Annotated in this window: 14 protein-coding genes, 1 pseudogene and 1 riboswitch; of the genes and pseudogenes, 7 read left to right on the top strand and 8 right to left on the bottom strand. The window is 68.9% G+C overall.

The window, feature by feature from the left end:
• Window positions 1-37: 37 nt before the first annotated feature.
• Window positions 38-145, bottom strand: a pseudogene (locus OH809_RS03935) (hypothetical protein); the annotation flags it as partial.
• A 378-nt stretch (window positions 146-523) separates the two neighbouring features.
• Between OH809_RS03935 and asnB the strand changes: the two are divergent.
• Window positions 524-2,377, top strand: a complete 1,854-nt coding sequence (asnB, locus tag OH809_RS03940; RefSeq protein WP_406423973.1) for an asparagine synthase (glutamine-hydrolyzing) — start codon at window positions 524-526, stop codon at window positions 2,375-2,377.
• Between the two features lie 449 nt (window positions 2,378-2,826).
• Here the strand turns inward: asnB and OH809_RS03945 are convergent, their stop codons facing one another.
• Together OH809_RS03945 and OH809_RS03950 are read right to left on the bottom strand one after the other, a co-directional pair.
• Window positions 2,827-3,273: a nitroreductase family deazaflavin-dependent oxidoreductase gene (locus OH809_RS03945; protein WP_406423971.1), complete on the bottom strand. Its 447-nt coding sequence runs from the start codon at window positions 3,271-3,273 to the stop codon at window positions 2,827-2,829.
• 243 nt (window positions 3,274-3,516) lie between these two features.
• Window positions 3,517-4,275 carry a DeoR/GlpR family DNA-binding transcription regulator gene (locus tag OH809_RS03950; protein WP_406423969.1) on the bottom strand — a complete coding sequence of 253 codons (759 nt, stop codon included), beginning with the start codon at window positions 4,273-4,275 and terminating at the stop codon, window positions 3,517-3,519.
• Window positions 4,276-4,349: 74 nt separating this feature from the next.
• Here OH809_RS03950 and OH809_RS03955 point away from each other — a divergent pair, with 74 nt between their 5' ends.
• The 3 genes from OH809_RS03955 to OH809_RS03965 all read left to right on the top strand — a co-directional run bounded on the left by OH809_RS03955 (window position 4,350) and on the right by OH809_RS03965 (window position 7,390).
• Window positions 4,350-5,543: an MFS transporter gene (locus OH809_RS03955; protein WP_406423967.1), complete on the top strand. Its 1,194-nt coding sequence runs from the start codon at window positions 4,350-4,352 to the stop codon at window positions 5,541-5,543.
• Window positions 5,544-5,834: 291 nt separating this feature from the next.
• Window positions 5,835-6,914, top strand: a complete 1,080-nt coding sequence (locus OH809_RS03960) for a dihydrodipicolinate reductase (RefSeq protein ID WP_406423965.1) — start codon at window positions 5,835-5,837, stop codon at window positions 6,912-6,914.
• Window positions 6,911-7,390, top strand: a complete 480-nt coding sequence (locus OH809_RS03965) for a carboxymuconolactone decarboxylase family protein (RefSeq protein ID WP_406514840.1) — start codon at window positions 6,911-6,913, stop codon at window positions 7,388-7,390. Before OH809_RS03960 ends, OH809_RS03965 begins: the two co-directional genes overlap by 4 nt.
• Window positions 7,391-7,393: 3 nt before the next feature.
• Here the strand turns inward: OH809_RS03965 and OH809_RS03970 are convergent, their stop codons facing one another.
• On the bottom strand, window positions 7,394-8,950 hold the full coding sequence (locus tag OH809_RS03970; protein WP_406423963.1) for a GMC oxidoreductase: 1,557 nt from the start codon (window positions 8,948-8,950) through the stop codon (window positions 7,394-7,396).
• Window positions 8,951-9,243: 293 nt separating this feature from the next.
• Complete coding sequence (locus OH809_RS03975) at window positions 9,244-10,020, bottom strand: transglycosylase SLT domain-containing protein (protein WP_406423961.1); 777 nt, start codon at window positions 10,018-10,020, stop codon at window positions 9,244-9,246.
• Window positions 10,021-10,024: 4 nt separating this feature from the next.
• Window positions 10,025-10,210, bottom strand: a riboswitch (cyclic di-AMP (ydaO/yuaA leader).
• A 574-nt stretch (window positions 10,211-10,784) separates the two neighbouring features.
• Here OH809_RS03975 and OH809_RS03980 point away from each other — a divergent pair.
• Entirely contained in the window at window positions 10,785-11,738 is a 954-nt protein-coding gene (locus OH809_RS03980) for a DUF5996 family protein (protein ID WP_406425388.1), read from the top strand.
• A gap of 355 nt (window positions 11,739-12,093) precedes the next feature.
• Here the strand turns inward: OH809_RS03980 and OH809_RS03985 are convergent, their stop codons facing one another.
• Window positions 12,094-13,320, bottom strand: coding sequence for an FUSC family protein (locus tag OH809_RS03985; RefSeq protein WP_406423959.1), 1,227 nt, complete (start codon window positions 13,318-13,320; stop codon window positions 12,094-12,096).
• A gap of 194 nt (window positions 13,321-13,514) precedes the next feature.
• Between OH809_RS03985 and OH809_RS03990 the strand changes: the two genes are divergently transcribed.
• Window positions 13,515-14,678, top strand: a complete 1,164-nt coding sequence (locus OH809_RS03990) for a glycosyltransferase (protein WP_406423957.1) — start codon at window positions 13,515-13,517, stop codon at window positions 14,676-14,678.
• 130 nt (window positions 14,679-14,808) lie between these two features.
• Here the strand turns inward: OH809_RS03990 and OH809_RS03995 are convergent, their stop codons facing one another.
• Window positions 14,809-15,348: a MarR family winged helix-turn-helix transcriptional regulator gene (locus OH809_RS03995; RefSeq protein WP_406423955.1), complete on the bottom strand. Its 540-nt coding sequence runs from the start codon at window positions 15,346-15,348 to the stop codon at window positions 14,809-14,811.
• 217 nt (window positions 15,349-15,565) lie between these two features.
• Window positions 15,566-16,930, bottom strand: coding sequence for an MFS transporter (locus tag OH809_RS04000; RefSeq protein WP_406423953.1), 1,365 nt, complete (start codon window positions 16,928-16,930; stop codon window positions 15,566-15,568).
• A 301-nt stretch (window positions 16,931-17,231) separates the two neighbouring features.
• Between OH809_RS04000 and OH809_RS04005 the strand changes: the two genes are divergently transcribed.
• Window positions 17,232-18,716 carry an aldehyde dehydrogenase gene (locus tag OH809_RS04005; RefSeq protein ID WP_406423951.1) on the top strand — a complete coding sequence of 495 codons (1,485 nt, stop codon included), beginning with the start codon at window positions 17,232-17,234 and terminating at the stop codon, window positions 18,714-18,716.
• Window positions 18,717-18,746: the final 30 nt, after the last annotated feature.

An 18,746-nucleotide genomic window follows, 5' to 3' on the forward strand; every position in this document is an offset into this window, starting at 1 on the left:
TCCAAAGCCGCAGTCGGCGCGCCAGGGATAGCGTCCCCGTGTACCACCAGGGTGGCGGCTCCTTGTCGAAACAGGGCCCTCCGAACGTGTCGCCGAAGTACCCCAGCTCCACCCCGGCGACGTGTTTGACCAGGCCCAGCAGGGTTGGTTCCGAAGCCCCGGCGCGGCGGCGCCGTGCCTGCGCAACGGTACTGAGGCGCGTATCCATGCGCAGGTGGGCACTCTCCCGGCACCGGGGCAGTTCCCCCCTTGGCACCACTCACCCGGACTCCCGGTGCCCCCCCATCGCACCCACGTCGGTCGCTGACATTCTCGCGAGTCGCGCCCAGGTCGTCGCCGCCGTCGCCCAGGCGTACAAGTCCGTAGGCACAGCGTTCCCTGAGGGTGTTCCGTGTGGCCTGCGAGCAGGTCGACACGGCCGCGGAGAGACCGACATCAGCCATCCGTTATATCCACTTGGTCCCTATAGTCAGCAAGGTGCGCATCCCCTGGATGTTTTCTCCACGACAAGGAGGGCCACCCCATGTGCGGAATCTCCGGCTGGGTGTCCTACCGGCGCGACCTGCGGCAGGAACGCTTCACCGCCGAAGCCATGAACGTCACGATGGCCTGCCGCGGACCGGATGCACACGGCCTGTGGCTCGACAGGCACGCGGCGCTGGGCCATCGCCGACTCGCCATCATCGACCTGCCCGGCGGCGTCCAGCCGATGACGGAGCGCACCCCGGACGGCGATGTCGTGCTGCTCTACTCGGGAGAGGCCTACAACTACAGGGAACTGCGCGACGAACTGCGTCGAAACGGCCAGCGTTTCCGCACCGACAGCGACACCGAGGTCGTACTGCGCGGCTACCTGGAATGGGACGCCGACCTCCCCGAGCGACTGAACGGCATGTTCGCGTTCGCGATCTGGGACGGCCGCACCGAGCGGCTGCACCTGATGCGCGACCGGATGGGCATCAAGCCGCTGTACTACTTCCCCACCGACGACGGCGTGCTGTTCGGCTCCGAGCCGAAGGCCATCCTGGCGAACCCGATGGTGCCCCGCGAGGTGGATCTGGAGGGTTTGCGCGAGCTGTTCTCGATGGCCAAGACCCCAGGTCACGCGATCTGGAGAGGGATGCGGGAGGTGGAGCCGGGCACGCTGGTGACCGTCGACCGCTCCGGCCTGCGCACCCACCCTTACTGGCAGCTGCGCTCCGTCGCGCACACCGACAGCCGCGACGACACCGTCGCGCGGGTACGCGAGCTGCTCGACGACATCGTCCGCCGCCAGCTGGTCTCCGACGTGCCGCGGTGCATCCTGCTGTCGGGCGGGCTCGACTCCAGCGCGGTCACCGCGCTGGCAGCCGAACAGCTGCGCGGCAAGGAGACCGTGCGCAGCTTCGCCGTCGACTTCGTCGGCCAGAGCGAGAACTTCGTCCCCGACGATCTGCGGGCCACCCCGGACACTCCCTATGTGCACGACGTCGCCAGGCACGTCGGAACCGACCACCAGGACATCGTCCTCGCCCCCGAGGGGCTGGCGGATCCGAGCGTGCGCGCGGCAGCCGTGCGGTCGCGGGACCTGCCTCTGGGGCTGGGCGACATGGACCAGTCGCTGCTCCTGCTGTTCCGGGCGATCCGCGAGCACTCCACGGTGGCGCTGTCCGGTGAGTCCGCGGACGAGGTCTTCGGCGGCTACGCATGGTTCCACGATCCTGCCGCACGAGACGCCGGCACTTTCCCCTGGCTGGCGGCCCTGGAGCGCCAGCATGGCCGCGGCGGCAGTTCGGTGCTCGAACCCGGGCTGCGCGAACGTTTGAACCTGGAAGGCTACGTGGCCCAGCGCTACGAAGAGGCCATGGCGCAGGTGCCGCGCCTGGACGGGGAACGCGATCCGCTGGAGCGTCGGATGCGAGAGGTGTGCTACCTGCACCTCACCCGCTTTGTGCGGGTGCTGCTGGACCGCAAGGACCGGCTGAGCATGGCCACCGGTCTGGAGGTGCGCGTTCCGTTCTGCGACCACCGTCTGGTCGAGTACGTCTTCAACACCCCTTGGTCGATGAAGACGTTCGACGGCCGGGAGAAGAGTCTGCTGCGGGCGGCCGCCGCGGACCTGCTGCCGCGTTCGGTTCTGGAGCGGGTCAAGAGCCCGTACCCCTCGACCCAGGACCCGGCCTACGCTGTGGAGCTGCAGACCCAGGTCCGCGACGTGCTGTCGGCAGGCAACAGCCCCGCCCTCGACCTGCTGGACCGCGGCCGGCTGCAGGAGATCATTGCCGCCGAGCCCGGCCAGGTCGGCACCGCGGACCGCAGCAGTCTGGAGCGGACACTGGACCTGGCCGTCTGGTTCGAACTGGAACGGCCTACGCTCACGCTCGGCACCGGCGGCTGACGCAGCCCCACCGGGCGCTCGGCGAGGCGGGGCCCATGGCCGGCGACGGCGAAGCGGCCCACGGTGCTGGACAGGCGTCGCCACGAGAGTGTGGTGTATGAGCCGGCGTTCGTGCGTTGCCACAGCACCAGGGAGGGCCTGCGCGTCCAGCGCGCATGTGCCACGCCCTGGGCGGTCGCCGGACGGTGCTCGGGGTGCCGGCCGCGGCCCTCATCACGGCCTCGGCCGCCTGACCCGAGACACCCCTGCCCGCATCCGACGCACGGACGGCCCGCTCACGCCCGGGAGAGCAGAGTTTCGCCACCCTGTCGAGCCCCAGGAGAGATGCGTTCCGCTTCAGCGAGCAGGAACCGGAGCATCCGAACGATCAAGGTCACGGCTCAGCACCGACGGCTGTTTCCTTGGTCCCCGGTGCCGGATACCCGGGTGGTGCCTCCTCCTGGCCGTGGTCAGTGGCTCTGGGCCGCCGGCTCCAGGACGAAGACGGGAATCTGCCGGTCGGTCTTCAGCTGGTAGTCCGCGTAGTCGGGGAACGCCTCGACCGCGCGCTCCCACCACACCGTCTTCTCCTCGCCGGTGACCTCACGGGCGTTCATGTCCTGGCGGACCGGGCCGTCCTGGAGTTCCACCCGGGGGTCCGCCGCGACGTTGTGGAACCAGACGGGATGCTGGGGAGCGCCGCCCAGCGAGGCGACCACGGCATACGTTCCGTCGTGCTCGACCCGCATCAGCGGCGTCTTACGGATCTTGCCGCTCTTGGCCCCGCGCGTGGTCAGGATGATGACCGGCAGACCACGCATCGTGGTCCCCTCCGTGCCGCCCGAGCTCTCGAACAGCTCGACCTGATCGCGGACCCACTGCGCGGGGCTCGGCTCGTACTCACCCTTGAGAGGCATGGAATCTGTCCCATCGTCGGCATACGGACATTCGGACACGCGGACAACGGCGTGTACCACTGCACCGCGAACTCTTTCATCATTCCGCCGTCGCCAGGGCGCGAACCGTACGCGTGTCACAGCGGCAACCGGACCGGGGTCAGGCTGGAGGAGTACCTCCAGACACTCTTCGACCATGACGGCTGAGTCGCCCCGGAGCGTGAGACGGAGTGACGTGCGCGTGCCGTTCAACTGACGTGCAGGTCATACCTGTCGCACGTGCACGCCCGCCGCAGCGAGTGCGTAGACCTCTGCCTCGGGCGCGGCCCCGTCGGTGACAACGGCGTACAATGCGGTGGCGGGCGCGACGAGAGCAAGGGCGGTGCGGGAGAGCTTCGCGCCGTCCGTGACCGCGATGACGCGGCGGGCCGATGCGATCGCGGCCCGCTTGACGGCGGCGTCGTCCAAGTCGTACGCGGTCAGGCCGTTCGCCGCGTTCAGTCCGCAGCAGCCGATGATCGCGGTGTCGAAACGCAGGGCGGCCAGCGACGCCTCGGCGAGCGGGCCGATGAGTGCGAGCTCGCCCGCCCGGGGGCGGCCACCGGGCACCAGCAGCGTGAGGTCCGGCGCCCCGGTGAGTGCGTTCACCGCGTGCAGGGACAGTGGCATGACCGTCAGGCGGCGGTGCTCCAGCGCGCGGGCCACTTCCAGGCAGGTGGTGCCGCTGTCAAGGACGACGGACTCCCCGTCGGCGATCAGCCCGGCAACCTCGGAGGCGATGCGTCGCTTGGCCTCCAGCCCCTCCGTCGCCCGCAGCCCGAAGGGGGGTTCGTCGCCGCGCAGCAGCAGGCTCCTCGCTCCTCCGCGGTATCGCTCCAGAATGCCCTGCTCGGCCAGGGTCTCCAGGTCACGGCGGATGGTCATCTCCGACGCGCCGGTCAGGGCGGCCAGTTCCGCGACGCCGGCACTGCCCGCGTCGCGCACCGCCTCGGTGATCCGTCTCAGTCGATCTGTGCTCGCCACATCAGCGATGGAACACCATCGATGTTCACAACGCAAGCTTTCGAACATCAATGATGTTAGATATGTTCATTGGCATGGAGAGATCGCTGCGGACCGGCCGCCTGGTCACGACCGCCTACTTCGCCCTGAACGGCTTCGTCCTGGGGATGTGGGTCGTCCACATCCCTGCTGTCGAGCGCCACGTGGGCATCAGTCATGCCGTGCTCGGCTGGCTGCTGCTGCTCCTCGGCGCGGGAGCCTTCGCGGGGATGCGGATCACGGGCCCACTCACCGATCGGTGGGGCGCCCGAATCGTCGTACCACTGGGCGCGGCTCTGTGCAGCGCCGTCGTGGTCCTTCCCGGCCTGGCCACGGACGCGTGGACGTTGGGAGCCGCACTCGCACTGCTCGGACTCGGCAACGGCTGTCTGGACGTCAGCATGAACGCCCACGCCATTCAGGTCGAGCGGCGCTACCGACGCCCCGTCATGTCCGCCTTCCACGCCACGTTCTCCATCGGCGGGGTCCTTGCCGCGCTGGTGGGCGCGCGCACGCTCAGCTGGGGCTGGAGCCCGGCAGTGACCCTCGGATCGGTGGCCGTCCTCGGCCTCGCGGTCGCCGCACTCGCCGCCCGCGGGCTCCTGCCGGCCGAACACGCCCCCTCCCCTGCCGGGGAGGCACCCGCCGGTGTGACACAACCGGTGCACCGGACATCCCGCCGGATCTGGGCGCTGGCCGCGCTCGCGCTGATGCTCATGCTCTGCGAAGGAGTGGCCAACGACTGGAGCACTCTGCATCTGCGGGACGTCCTGAACGCCACCGCCGCCACCGCCGCTCTCGCCTACGGTGCGTTCTCGACCGCCATGACCATCGGCCGGCTGCTGACCGACCGAATGGCCATGCGCTTCGGGCCCGTCGCCATCCTCCGCTACGGGGCGGCCCTGGCCGCGGTCGGGCTGACGACGGCCACGTTCTCCACCTGGATCCCGCTGGCCCTGGTCGGCTGGGCCGTGTTCGGGGCCGGGCTGTCCGGCTGCATCCCCCAGCTCTTCAGCGCCGCGGGCCACGCCGACCCGGGCGCAGCCGGGACGAATGTCTCGCGTGTCGCCGGTCTGGGCTATCTCGGCATGCTTGCCGGCCCCGCCGTCATCGGACCGCTGACACACTTCGTCCCGCTCAACCTGACCTTCCTGCTGCCCCTTGGGTTCTGCGTCGTGGCAGCGTGCGCAGCCGGCATACTCCGCTCGCCGCGCAACGCTCCCAGCCGGCTGGAGGCAGAGGCGGCATGACGGGCACGGACACCCGTACCTTCGGATCGTCCGAGATCAAACCGAACGCCCAGCCCAGCCGCTCGTCCCAGGCGGGTGCGTCGTCGCCGCCCGTGCTCGCTCCTGCATCCCGTTCCTCGGTCACGCCGGGATCATCTCCCAGGCGCCGCCCCGGGGCACGTCCCATTCCGTAACGCGCAGCGGCCGCAGCCCGAGGGGCGACGCAGGGGCGGCCGACTCCCCTGCCCCGCCCGGCAAACTCGTCGCGTCGTGGCACTAGGAAGTGACAGGCCCTCTCGCTACCCTCCGCGCATGATTTCCACGGTTGTCTGGGGCACGGGCAACGTCGGCCGCGCCGCGATCCGCGCTGTCGAGGCCCATCCGGCGCTCGAGCTCACCGCCGTGCTCGTCCACAACCCCGACAAGGTGGGACGCGACGCGGGCGAACTCGGTGGGCTCGGTCGTCCGCTGGGGGTCGTGGCGGGCGACGACGTCGATACCGTGCTGGCCACCGGTCCCCGGGCCGTCGTGTACGCCGCGTCCGGCGACATCCGTCCCGACGAGGCCCTCGCCGACATCAGCAGGGCGATCCGGGCCGGGGCCGTGGTCGTCACCCCCGCGCTGTACGCACTGTACGACCAGTTGGGCGCCCCGCCGGAGCTGCGGGATCCGGTGCTGGCCGCCATCGCGGACGGTGGCGGCTCGCTGTTCGTCTCCGGTGTCGACCCCGGCTGGGGCAATGACGTCCTCCCGTTGCTGATCAGCGGACTCGGCACCTCCGTGGACGTGATCCACTGTCAGGAGATCTTCGACTACTCCACCTACGACCAGGAGGAATCGGTCCGGTACCTGGTCGGCATGGGCCAGCCGATGGAGTACGAGCCGCTGATGCTCGCACCGACCGTCCCGACCATGGTGTGGGGTGGGCAGATACGGCTGATGGCCAGGGCTCTGGGAGCCGAACTCGACGACATCCGCGAGACGTTGGACCGGCGCCCGCTCGACGCCACGGTGAGCACCAGGACGATGGGCACGTTCGAGGCCGGCACCCAGGGCGCCGTGCGGTTCGAAGTGCAGGGCATCGTCGGGGGCGAAGCCCGCATCGTCATCGAGCACACCACGCGCATCCACCCCTCCTGCGCACCGGACTGGCCGAAGCCGCCCGGCGGGGACGGCGCACATCGAGTGATCATCGAGGGCCGCCCACGCATCGAGGTCACGGTCGAGGCCACCGACGAGGGCGGGAACAGGTCCGCGGGCGGGAACGCCACCGCGGTCGGCCGGCTCGTGAGCGCCATCGACTGGCTCGTGGACGCGGAACCAGGCCTCTACGACGCGCTCGACGTCCCGCTGCGCCCCGCAGTCGGCAGGCTCGGAAGGAGACAACCATGAACATCGACATCCCCGAAGGCAAGGACGCGATCGAGTACGTGTGGGGCGAGATGGTGCCCGGGATCGGGATCGCCGCATCGAACTTCTCGCTGTCGGTGTACGCCCACACGACCCTGGGACTGCGCGAGTTCGAAGCCGCACGGTTGCGGATCGCCCAGATCAACGGGTGCGCCTTCTGCCTCGGCTGGCGGACCGAACGGGACGGCGTGAAGGTAGAGGAGGAATTCGCCGACGCGGTGACCCAGTGGCGTACCACCGGCGTGTTCGACGACCGGACCCGGTTGGCCGCCGAATACGCCGAGCGGTACGCCCTGGATCACCACAACCTCGACGCCGCGTTCTGGTCCCGGATGACCGCGCACTACAGCGAGCTCGAGATCGTGGAGCTGAGCATGAGCATCGGATCATGGCTGGCGTTCGGCCGGCTCAACCATGTGCTGGGCCTCGACACCGTGTGTGCGCTGCCCGGCCGTTGATCGTCACAGGTCGGTGGCGATGATCTTCTCGATGTTCCGTTCGGCGAGCGCGGTGATGGTGACGAACGGATTGACGCTGGTGTTGCCGGGGATCAGCGAGCCGTCGATGACGTACAGGCCCAAGTAGCCGTGCAGGCGGCCGTAGTTGTCGGTGGCCCGGTTCAGCACCGCGCCGCCGAGCGGGTGGTAAGTGAGGTGGTCGCCCCAGACCTTGTAGGTGCCGAAGAGATCGGTCCGGTAGATCGTCCCCTCCTTCTGGTTGATCCTGTCGAAGATCGTCTTGGCGGCATCGATGGACGGCTGCTTCCAGGCGGTCTGCCAGTTCAGGTCGACCGTGCCCGTCGCGGCGTTCCAGGAGAACTCGGCCCGGTTCGGGTTCTTGGTGATGGACAGGTAGAACGAGGCGTACGTCTCGATCCCGGTGGGCAGCGGCGCAACCTCGGCGAACGCGCCACCGGCGGCCCAGTTGTCGATGCCGCCCGTGGGAATGGACGCCTGGAGGCTGCCGGTCGGGTCCCACAGGTGGTTGGCCCGGCCGCACATGACATTGCCGTTGTCGCCCCACCCTTTACCGATCTCGTTGTTCAGGCCGGCGAGCGCGCCGGTGGCCTTCAGCCTGACCAGCAGCTTGCTGGTGCCCACGCTGCCGGCCGCGAAGAACACCCGGTCGGCGGTCACCGTCTTGGTGGCCGTGGTGACACCGCCGGTGTCGATCTGGTCGATGACGACCGTGTAGCCGCCGCCTGCCGCCGGGGCGACCGAAGTGACCTTGTGCAGCGGCGAGATGGCGACCCTGCCGGTGGCCCTGATCCGGTCGATGTACGTCTTCTGCAGCGACTTCTTGCCGTAGTTGTTGCCGTAGAGAATCTCGCCGGCCAGCGCCGACCTGGGGACGGTTCCGGCCTCTTCCTGCTTCATATAGTCCCAGTCGTACACGGTGGGCACGAAGACGAACGGGAAGCCGGCACGCTCGGCCTGCTGACGGCCGACCCGGGCGTACTGGTAGCACGCGGCGGTGTCGAACCAGGCCGGATCGATGGTGCCGACCCCGAGCCCGGAATTGGCGCGCGGGTAGTAGATTCCGTACATCTCGTCGGCGTCCACCGACGGGAGGACGGCTCCGAAGTTCTCGCGCTTGGGGGTGACCGCCATCCCACCGTTGACCAGCGAGCCGCCACCGACGCCGCGGCCCTGGTAGACGGTGATCCCGCTGAACTCCTCGGCGTCGAGGATCCCTGTGCTGCGGGTGATGTTCTTGTCGATGGGGAAGCCGAGGAAGTTACTGAGGGGCTGCTTGGTCCTGGTGCGGAGCCAGTACGACCGGCTGTCCGGGCAGGTCGTGTTGGCGAAGATCTTGCCGTCCGGGCCGGGGGTGTCCCAGGCCATGCCCATTTCGATCATGTGCACGTCGATGCCTGCCTGGGCGAGACGCAGTGCGGCGACGGAGCCGCCGTATCCGGTGCCGATCACCAGGGCCGGGACATGGGCCCCGGAGTCGATCGGAGCGGCTGCGGAGCCGACACCGGCCTGGGCCGGAGTGGTGTGACCCGCGAGGGCCACGGCTCCTAAAATAGAACCAGTTCGTGTGATGAACCTTCGACGCGAAACGCCCTTCGGGCCTGTATTGCGCGTGGTAGGGTCACTCGTGTGATACGCCTCACTCTCTGAGAGTGAAACTGGTTCTACTGCTGTTCGCGTGCCAAGTCACTACATACCGATGGGTAACATGCGCCCGTTCGAAGGGCTGTCCCGTAATCCCTGGCGCCTCCCGTGCGCGACACCGACGGGGAACGGGTGGCGAAGCCCCATCGGACCTTCGCCACCCGTCATACCTGAATCAACGCAACCGAGCGTCAGTAGGCCCCGAACACGTTGTCGATCGAGCCGTACTTGGCGGCGGCGTAGTTGCACGCGGCCGTGATGTTGGCGACCGGGTCGTAAGGGTCCATCGACGTACCGGGCACGTGGTAGGCCCGGAACGTGGGGTCGATGACCTGCAGGAGACCCTTGGACGGCGTGCCCGCGGCGGCGTTCGAGTCCCAGTTGTTGATGGCCCGGGGGTTGCCCGAGGACTCGCGCATGATGTTGCGGTGGATGCCGTCGTAGCTGCCGGGGATGCCGTGCTGGGCCATGACGGCCAGCGACTCCTTGATCCAGCCGTCGAGGTCGTTCGTGTACGTCGCGGGCTTCGCGGTGACAGCAACGGCGGTGCTCGCGGCCGTCGTGGACTCGACTGCCGCGGGCGCGGCCTTGGCGCCGATCGTGAGCTTCTGGCCCGCGTGAATTACGCCGGGGTCGGCTCCGATGACCGCTCGATTGTCCTTGTACAGCTGCTGCCAACCGCCGCTCACGGAATGACTCAGGGCGATCTTGTAAAGGGTGTCACCGGATATCACGGAATAGATGGAGGGCGTAGCTGCCCGCATGGCAGCCGGCTTGGCGGGAGCGGCAGCGGGCGCCACCGTCTTGGAGACGGCGACGGCGGTGACAGGCTGCGCCGGCGCTGCCGAGGCAACGGTTGCCCCGATCATCGGAAGCGCGAGAGCGGCGGCTCCGCCCGTGCTCACGGCGATGAATCCGCGAGTCAGCGAACTGGACTTACGACGACGGTGGTTAACCTGTGCGGGCATGGCGAATTCCTCTCCGTCGCCTACGAGGTGAGCTGTCGGGTTGAGGCTGGAGTTGCCTGGCCGTATGGGAATACGACTTCACCCCTAGCCGTTCCGGATACCGGATCGGCGGCTTACCTGGGTCCCCCGCTCCTGCCGTACGTGAGTGGTCGGGTTACCGGACGGCGGCAGGATTCGGCGTTCCATCCGGATTGACGGTGACCGTAGGCGAGAAACTCCGACCTGAACAAGCCCACATTTCTCGATCACAATTCATTTACAAGATCGAGTCGCGGAAATTTTCGCAATCCACCCCGGTCCGCGAAGCCAACTTTCTTGGCGCAGCAGGGAACCGGGCGGCACGCCGCTGCGTCCGCGGGCCCGAAAGGTGACTCTCACCACTCAGCCCGAAAAGGGCGATTTGTCCGGCACGCAAGGCCTCGGACCGTGCGGGTCGCGCATTCACCAGAACAGCGAGCGGCTTCCCTTCATCGCCAAATTTGCGACATTTAGGAGATTTTGGCGTCGACGGACGGACACCCGGCCTCCGACTCGTCGGGAAGGGCGTCCCCGGGGAGACGACCGGGAGCAGTCGCGCGCCACGCGTCTGCGCCGACTGCAGCGCACGAGTGGCCGCCCACCCCGGCCAGGTCGTGCCGGTTCACACGAACGACCCCACAGCGGCCGCACGAGGTGTCGTAGGCCTTCGACATGGACAAGATGGTGCGGAAGAACGCCCTGCCCGCCCACCGGGACCGTCCGGCAGCACGAAAGAAGTGATGGCGATGGAGCTGTTCCCGCCCATGCCGCTCGCCGAGTGGCGTGACACCAAAGAGACCCTCCACCGATTCGCGCAGGTCGTCGGAAAGATCCGTCTCGCGGCCAGTGTCCGGCGCAATCACTGGTGGAACGTTCCGTTTCACCTCACTGGACGCGGCATCACCACCCGCCCCATAGGGCAGATCGACGGCAACCCGATTTTCACGGTGGACTTCGACTTCGTCGGCCATCGACTCGTCGTCACAAGACTGGACGGCATGACGGTCTCGTTCCCGCTTTCGGGCCAGTCCGTGGCGTCCTTCCACAAGAAGGTCATGGCCGCCCTGGAAGCGCTGGGCATCGAGGTGGATATCAACTTGCCCAAGCCATTCGATCTGCCCGACGCCGACCGGCCGTTCGCCGAGGACACCCAGCACGCGGCATACGATCCCGAACACGCCAACCGGTATTGGCAGGTTCTCAGTCAAGTGGCGCTGGTACTGGAGGAATTCGCGGCGCGGTTTTCGGGGAAAGTCAGTCCCGTGCACCATTTCTGGCACACCTTCGATATCGCCCACACCCGCTTTTCGGAGCGTCAGATCGACCAACCCCAGCAGATCGACCCGGTGACGCGGGAGGCCTACTCCCGGGAAGTGATCAGCTTCGGTTTCTGGTTCGGTGACGACACGTTCGCCGCGCCCGCGTTCTACTCGTACACCGCTCCCGAACCGGCGCGGCTGGCGGAGGAACCGCTCACTCCGGTGTCGGCGCAATGGGTGGATCGTGGCGGCAGCCACCTGGCGGTGCTGCCGTACGACGCGGCCCGCACCGAGAGCGATCCCCGTGCGGCCGTACTCGCCTTCTACGAAAGCGCCTATCAGGCCGGAGCGGGGCGCGCCGGCTGGGACATCGACCGTCTCGCCTGTCCCGGCGGGATGACCGATCCGTGCCTGAGGACCCGTACGTCTGCCGGTGGATGAGGAGCGCGGCTTCGGTGCAGCCGCCGCTCCCGGTCCACGGGGACCTTGCCCTGGGGACCGGGGGTCGGCTGGGCAACCGGGTGCGAGGTGGGCGGGAGCAGCTCCTCCGAGATCAGGCGCGAGACCGCGGACCCTGCGGGTCCCGTCCCGGCGCTCTGAGGCTTCCGGTTTCCCTCCTGCATCGTAAGGCCGGGCTACCGGGTCCGCCTGCGTCGAAGAGCCGTGCCGGACTCCGGGCGCCGCTCGATGATGTGAAGTGCCTTCCCTGCGGGGGACGTTCGCGCGCCGACGGCAGCAGGGCCAGGGCGTACGGGCGTCGCAGGGCGCGCGGTCTCCCATCGCCTCGCCCTCGCCCTCACCCTCCCGGGACTGTCGGCTGCGTGGCCCGGGGGCTGCCGAGCCGCCGCCGCATTGCGGCGAGCCGGGGATGGCGTTCGTGCAGTTCAGCGGAGTGGCGGTCGAGTTCCTCGCCAAGGCGTTCGGCGCGTTTGTCGATGTCCAGCTCATCCAGAATGCGGTCGACCTCGGCGAGCAGCGCACCGTGCAGTTGCCACTGTCGGGGGTGTTCCTGGACGTCCTCCAGCAGGAGGTCGGCCACCACGTCCCGAGTGGCGCGGCTGGCGGCCAGTGCGGCAGCGAGTCGCGACTCGGCCTCCTCGGCATTGGCGGACACCGGGGTGGTGATCAGCGTGGAGAAGCTCTCGATGGCGTCGGCCATCTGCGCGAAGAGTTCCCGGAGCGAGGCGGCCACGTCCTCCGGGAACATGGTTTCCTCGGTCCGGGCTTTGGCCAGGTCCGTCAGCGTGCGGGCCAGCACACGGAGGACAACGGCACAGATCTCCAGTGTGTCGAGTCCGGTACGCAGGACGATGCGGTACAGAAGGCCCTGCCGGATCCGGGGGTTGAGCAGGATGCTCTCCTCGGCCTGCCGGAGCGAGGCGTCGACCGCCACGATGTCGTGGTCCAGTCTGCGGGCGTCGTGCAGTCTCGCCGCCGCCTGCCGGACGGAGATGTGGCCGCCGACCTCCTCGCCCATGGCCCGGAACATCCGTCCCATCTCCCGCGCCAGTTCGTCGATGGACACGCCCGCGTTCTGCACCCATACAGGCGGTGCGAGCAGGTTGAACAACAGGCCGACGCCCGCACCGATCAGGGTCTCCAGAACGCGGTCCCATGCGGTGGCGGCGACCTGGGAGACGCCGAGGACGAGCATCGCGCTGATGGCGACTTCCGGCACGAACTCGTCCACCCGCACCATCCGTCCGATGATCAGCGAGCTGAAGATCGTCAGACCCAGGCTCCACCAGTTCAGACCCACCAGGGCGCTGAAGCCGATGGCGATGAGCACCCCGACGACGACGGAGTTGACGCGCCGGATGCCCGTGGTGAGTGTCGCGTACAGGGTGACCTGGACGACGAGAAGCGCGGTCAGTGGAGCCGTCAGCGGTACAGGCTGCGGAAGGGTCCACACCGCGACGACATAGGAGATGACCGCGGCCGCCGTCGAGCGCAGGGTCTGCGCCGCGACAGGCTCGGTGGTCTGCCGTACGAGCTTGATCACAGGTGCGGAGAGTTCAGGCATTTCACTCTCCTTCCCTCGTACGTCTGCTTGCAGCACCACGAATCCACCGGACGGGTTGCGTGTGGGCCCTGCGATGGGTCCGTACCGCCGCCTGGGGCCGGTGGGCGGGCAGCAAGGCGGGACGGCGGCGGAGTGCCGGAAGTCGGCGCAATGCGGTCCTGTGGGTGTGGGGCGCCGATCCCTAGGCTCCTGCCATGCGTGTACTTTTCGCCTCGACCAGCGGATCGGGCCACTTCAACCCACTTGTCCCGTTCATCGACGCCTGCGCGGCGCGTCGCGACGATGTCCTCGTCGTCGCACCGCCGAAGCTCGAACCGTTACTGGCGGCCCGGGAACAGCCCTACCGCATCGGCGGGGAGCCGCCGGAGGCCGAGCTCGTGCCGCTGATGATGCGGGTGTTGGGGCTGCCTGCGGACGAGGGCGTGTCCCTGATGACCAGTGAGGTGTTCGGCAGGCTGTGCACCACCGCCATGCTGCCGACGCTGGAGGAGCTCTGCCGGGAGTGGCGGCCGGATCTCGTCCTGGACGAGATGTACGAGCTCGCGTCGGTGGTGGCGGCCGAGCGCCACGGTGTCCCGCATGCCCAGGTCGCCGTTTCTGCCGCGCAGTTCGCCGAGTCCACCGACGAACTGCTCCGCCCGGTACTCGATTCGTACGGTGCGGGCATCGCGGAACGGCTCCGGGCCTCCCCCTATCTGACCCGGCTCCCCGCTTCCCTGGACCCCTCGCCGTACGCGGTGACCCGGCGCTACCATCAGCCACCCGCCCCGAACGCTCCGCCCTACCGGTGGCACGGCGGCGAAGAACCGCTCGTCTACGTCACACTCGGCACCGAGGTGGGCGGCATGCCGAACGCCTCCGCCCTGTACCGGGCGGTACTGGCTTCCGTGAGCGGGCTGCCGGCGCGCGTCCTGCTGACCACGGGTCCCCTCACCGACGTGTCGGACTTCGGGGCGATCCCCCGCAATGTCCATGTGGAGAAGTGGGTCCCCCAGGCCGACGTACTGGGCAGCGCCTCCCTCGTGCTCTGCCACGGCGGTTCGGGCACGGTCTACGGCGCCCTCGCCGCCGGTGTCCCGCTGGTCTGTGTGCCCCTCTTCGCCGACCAGCCGACGAACGCAGGGCTGGTCACCGGAGCGGGCGCAGGTCTGACCGTCACGACGGACGGACCGGGGCAGGAGACGGCCGGGTTCGGTCCGGACGGTGTCGCCCGCCTGCGGGCGGCCGTCGAACGGGTACTCAAGGAACCGTCCTACCGGGCGGGTGCCGAGCGCCTGGCGGCCGAGATGTGTGCCACACCGACAGCCGGCGAACTGCTCGACAGTCTCCGGGCAGGTCCGGCGCCCGCTCTTCGCTGAGACTGAGACCGGGGCAGGGGACGAGCGGCGGTCAGTGCCGGAACCAGGAACAGCGGTGCCCGGGCTGCGGCGCGACCGGTCCGGCGACAGCGACGCACAGGGAGCACCACGACGATTCGGGGCACGCCCTCTACTGCGCGGCGCCGGGCGGCTCCTCGTCGGATTCGAGGATCGAGTCCTCCAGCCTGCGCAGCAGCCGCGCAAGCTGGCGGCGTTGGGACGGCGACAGCCCTCCGAGCATCCGGCGTTCGTTGTCGAGATGCTCCGCGAACACGGTGTCCACCGTTGTGAAGCCCTTGTCCGTGAGACGCGAGTAGACGACCCTGCGGTCGTCGGCATCCCGTTCACGGACGATGAGGCCGTCCTTCTCCAGGCGGTCGATCCGCAGGGTGACCCCTGCCGACGACACCAGTCCGGAGTCGGCGAGCTGGCCCGCCGTCAACCGGAACGGCTTCCCCGACCGCCGCAGGGCGGTCAGCACGTCGAAGCCCGCCACGGACAGACCATGCCGCTCGATCGACGTGGTGAGCCTGGTGCTGTAGCGCAGGAACGAGCGGTGGAGCCGCGCGAGGACCTCCAGCGGGCTGGTGTCCAGCTCCGGCCGTTCGCGCGCCCAGTCCTCGATCACCTTCGACACGGCGTCCCGGTCTCCCGGCCTCGATCCAGCCATCCTCAACCCCTCGCACGGCTCCCGCAGACTTCTCACGGCCCTGGGAATCTTACCGCTGAGGGGAAAAGCCGGGACCGGGGGTGCCCGCGCCGTAGGGCTTCACCTGCGGGAACGCCGCCTCAGCAGCCGCCCTGGGGCAAACGCTGGGGGGCGGGTGTCCCGGAGCAGTGATCGCTGCTCCGGGACACCCGCCCCGCACCGGGACTGCCGATCGCGTTCAGGAGTTGAGTTCCTCCAGCGTCCTGCCCTTGGTCTCGACGGCGAACCACGCGATCACGACGCCCACCGCGGCCACCACGGCGAGCTGCCCGAAGACGACGGCCAGACTGCCGCCCGCGCCGATGATCGCGCCGACGGTCACCGGGCCGAGGATGACACCGAACCGGTTCCACAGAGCGCCGAACGCGGCGCCCTTGGCCCGGTTGAACGTGGGGTACAGCTCGGGCGAGTACAGGTAGAGCCCCGCGTTGATCGCGTACAGGAAGAAGGTCGTGCACGAGGCGAAGACGGCGATCTGACGGCCCGAGGTCGCACCGGCCAGTGCGAGGACGCCCAGCGAGAGCGCGGTGCCGACGAGCGCGCCGACCAGCGCGGCCCTGCGGCCGATGCGGTCGATCAGCAGGGCCACGACGAGCGTGCCGAGCAGGCCGGTGACGTTGCTGAGCAGGGTGTAGACGAGCGCGGTGGTCAGATCCAGCCCGAACTGCTTCGTGTACAGCGACGGCAGCCAGGTGGAGATGCCGAAGTTGACGTAGAACGCGACGAACCACAGGCCCGACAGCACGGCCGTCCGCCGAAGATAGCGCCCGCGGAACAGGTCGCTCAGCCGGCCCTGGGAGGTCTCGTCGGGCAGCGTCGCGGAGGGTGCGGGCAGCGGCTCGGCAGTGGCCTGGGCGACCTCCGCCTCGATACGGGCGAGAGCCTCCTCCGCCTCGGCCGTGCGGCCACGGGACAGCAGCCAGCGCGGGGACTCGGTGACGTGGCGGGGCAACAGGGCGGCGATCAGCACCGGGAGGGTGCCGACGACGAACATCGCACGCCAGCCGAAGTTGGGGACCACCCATACGGCGACCAGGGTGGCCACCGCGAGTCCCGCCGGGAAGATCATCTCGTACAGCAGGACGAAGCGGCCCCGCTTGTCGGAGCGGGCGATCTCATTGATGTAGGTGGCCGCGACGGGCACGACACCGCCGATGCCGAGACCCTGGACGAACCGGAAGAGCGAGAAGGTCTCGATGCTGCCGGAGAAGGCGACGGCGAGGCTGGCGAGACCGGTGACGGCGACGCCGAGGGCGACAGTGCGCACGCGGCCGATCTGGTCACCCATCCAGCCGGCGGCCAGTGCCCCGAGCAGCATGCCGATGGAGGCGGAGGTCACGGCGAAGGTGGCCTGCCCGGTGGTCAGGTGCCATTCCTTCATCAGGACGGGCAGTGCGGAGGCGGCCAACAGCTGGTCGAACGCCTCGAAGAAGGTAACGGCGCCGATCAGGAATCGGACCTTGACGTGCCAGCGCGAGTGCGGCAGTCGTTCAAGTCTCGCAGCTATGGAGCCAAGGGCTGGCTTGCCGGCCACAGTCGTCATGGAGGGGGTCCTTCCGCTGACAGAGGAGTTGCGGAGACAGTAGGGTCCCGTATCTAAGCGGTCAATGGTTAAGAGCTTAGAAACCTGACGACCATCTATTTGTCGACTATCTTCGCCGCCACAGACCCCATGCTCAAGGCCCCCTCGATATCGATTTCAACTCGAGTCTTGCGCAGAGAAAGTTAAGCCCTTAGATTTCTAGCACTTCGACAGTGCAGGCAGCCCAAGCGCTCCGGTCTCGCGCCGAGCGCATCCGCACCCGAAGTCCCCTCATTCCGCCGCCTCGCCCGGAGGTTCTCCCGTGCCGCACTTCCCCACCGACATCCTGATCGCGGGCCAGTGGCGACGCGGCGCGGGTGAGCCCGTCGACACCGTCGACCCGGCGACCGGCCGCGTTCTCGCCACCGTCCACTCCGCATCGGCCGACGAGGTCGCCGAAGCGGCCGAGGCCGCGGCGAAGGCGGCTGCGGACCCGGCCTGGCGGGACCTGCACCCCCACGAGCGCGCCCGGCTGCTGCACCGGATCGCCGAACTGACCGAAGAGGCCGCCGACGAACTCTCGGCCCTGCAGACCGCCGACACCGGCAAGACCCTCGCCGAGACCCGGGCCCTCGCGCTCAGCGCGGCGGGCACCTTCCGCTACATGGCGGCCGCCCTGGAGACGGCGGAGGACACGGTCACCCCGTCCCGTGGCCCGTACGTCACGATGAGCGTGTACGAACCGATCGGCGTCGTCGGTGCGATCAACCCCTGGAACTCCCCCGTCGCCAGCGACGCGCAGAAGATCGCCCCCGCGCTCGCGGCCGGGAACGCGGTCCTTCTCAAGCCCGCGGCCTGGACCCCCCTGGTCTCCCTCGCCCTCGGCCGTCTGATCACCCGGGCACTCCACGAGTTCCGGCTGCCCACGGCCCTGCTGTCGGTGCTGCCCGGCAGCGGCCGGGTGGTCGGGGACGCCCTCGTCCGCCATCCCCTCGTCGCCCGCATCGGATTCACCGGCGGCACGGAGACCGGGCGGTCCATCGCCGCGATCGCGGCGGAGAAGCTCGTCCCCGCCTCGCTGGAGCTGGGCGGCAAGTCGCCGACGATCGTGCGGGCCGACGCGGACGTCGAACAGGCCCTGGCAGGCGTGCTGTTCGGGATCTTCTCGTCCAGCGGCCAGTCCTGCATCGCCGGTTCCCGGCTCTTCGTGGCCCGCGAGATCTACGACTCCTTCGTCGGCGAACTCGTCGAGCGCGTCCGCAAGTTGCGCGTCGGCCCCGGCACCGAACCCAGCACCCAGGTCGGGCCGCTCGTGCACCACCGCCACCGCGACTCCGTCGCCGCTCATGTGGACCTCGCCCGCTCCGAAGGCGCGCGGGTGCTGTGCGGCGGGTCCGCCCCCGAGGGCGAGCGGTACCAGGACGGCGCGTACTACCTGCCGACCGTCCTCGACGGACTGCCGAACACCTCCCGCACCTGCCAGGAGGAGATCTTCGGACCGGTGCTGGTCGCCCTGCCCTACGACGACGAGGACGATCTGGTCCGCCAGGCCAACGACTCGGTCTACGGGCTGGCCTGCGGCATCTGGACCCGCGACCTGCGGGCCGCGTGGCGGATCGCCCGCCGTATCGAGGCCGGCACCGTCTGGATCAACACGTACAAGCAGTTCAGCGCCTCCACCCCGTTCAGCGGGTGGAAGGACAGTGGCCTCGGTACGGAGAAGGGCCGCGACGCGATCCGCGCCTACCAGCGCCAGAAGTCCCTGTACTGGGGCACCTCCGACCTCCCGCTCCCCTGGGCCAACTGACCCGGCACGCCTGCCCGTCTTGGAGAGACT

The organism is Streptomyces sp. NBC_00873, from assembly GCF_045207415.1.
Taxonomy (GTDB): domain Bacteria; phylum Actinomycetota; class Actinomycetes; order Streptomycetales; family Streptomycetaceae; genus Streptomyces.

What these genes read in the sequence shown, in the direction of transcription:
- OH809_RS03945 (WP_406423971.1), bottom strand. Translation starts at nt 3,273, where the DNA reads ATGCCTCTCAAGGGTGAGTACGAGCCGAGCCCCGCGCAGTGGGTCCGC.
- OH809_RS03980 (WP_406425388.1), top strand. Translation starts at nt 10,785, where the DNA reads ATGGAGCTGTTCCCGCCCATGCCGCTCGCCGAGTGGCGTGACACCAAA.
- asnB (WP_406423973.1), top strand. Translation starts at nt 524, where the DNA reads ATGTGCGGAATCTCCGGCTGGGTGTCCTACCGGCGCGACCTGCGGCAG.
- OH809_RS03995 (WP_406423955.1), bottom strand. Translation starts at nt 15,348, where the DNA reads ATGGCTGGATCGAGGCCGGGAGACCGGGACGCCGTGTCGAAGGTGATC.
- OH809_RS03965 (WP_406514840.1), top strand. Translation starts at nt 6,911, where the DNA reads ATGAACATCGACATCCCCGAAGGCAAGGACGCGATCGAGTACGTGTGG.
- OH809_RS03975 (WP_406423961.1), bottom strand. Translation starts at nt 10,020, where the DNA reads ATGCCCGCACAGGTTAACCACCGTCGTCGTAAGTCCAGTTCGCTGACT.
- OH809_RS04000 (WP_406423953.1), bottom strand. Translation starts at nt 16,930, where the DNA reads ATGACGACTGTGGCCGGCAAGCCAGCCCTTGGCTCCATAGCTGCGAGA.
- OH809_RS03955 (WP_406423967.1), top strand. Translation starts at nt 4,350, where the DNA reads ATGGAGAGATCGCTGCGGACCGGCCGCCTGGTCACGACCGCCTACTTC.
- OH809_RS03960 (WP_406423965.1), top strand. Translation starts at nt 5,835, where the DNA reads ATGATTTCCACGGTTGTCTGGGGCACGGGCAACGTCGGCCGCGCCGCG.
- OH809_RS03990 (WP_406423957.1), top strand. Translation starts at nt 13,515, where the DNA reads ATGCGTGTACTTTTCGCCTCGACCAGCGGATCGGGCCACTTCAACCCA.
- OH809_RS03985 (WP_406423959.1), bottom strand. Translation starts at nt 13,320, where the DNA reads ATGCCTGAACTCTCCGCACCTGTGATCAAGCTCGTACGGCAGACCACC.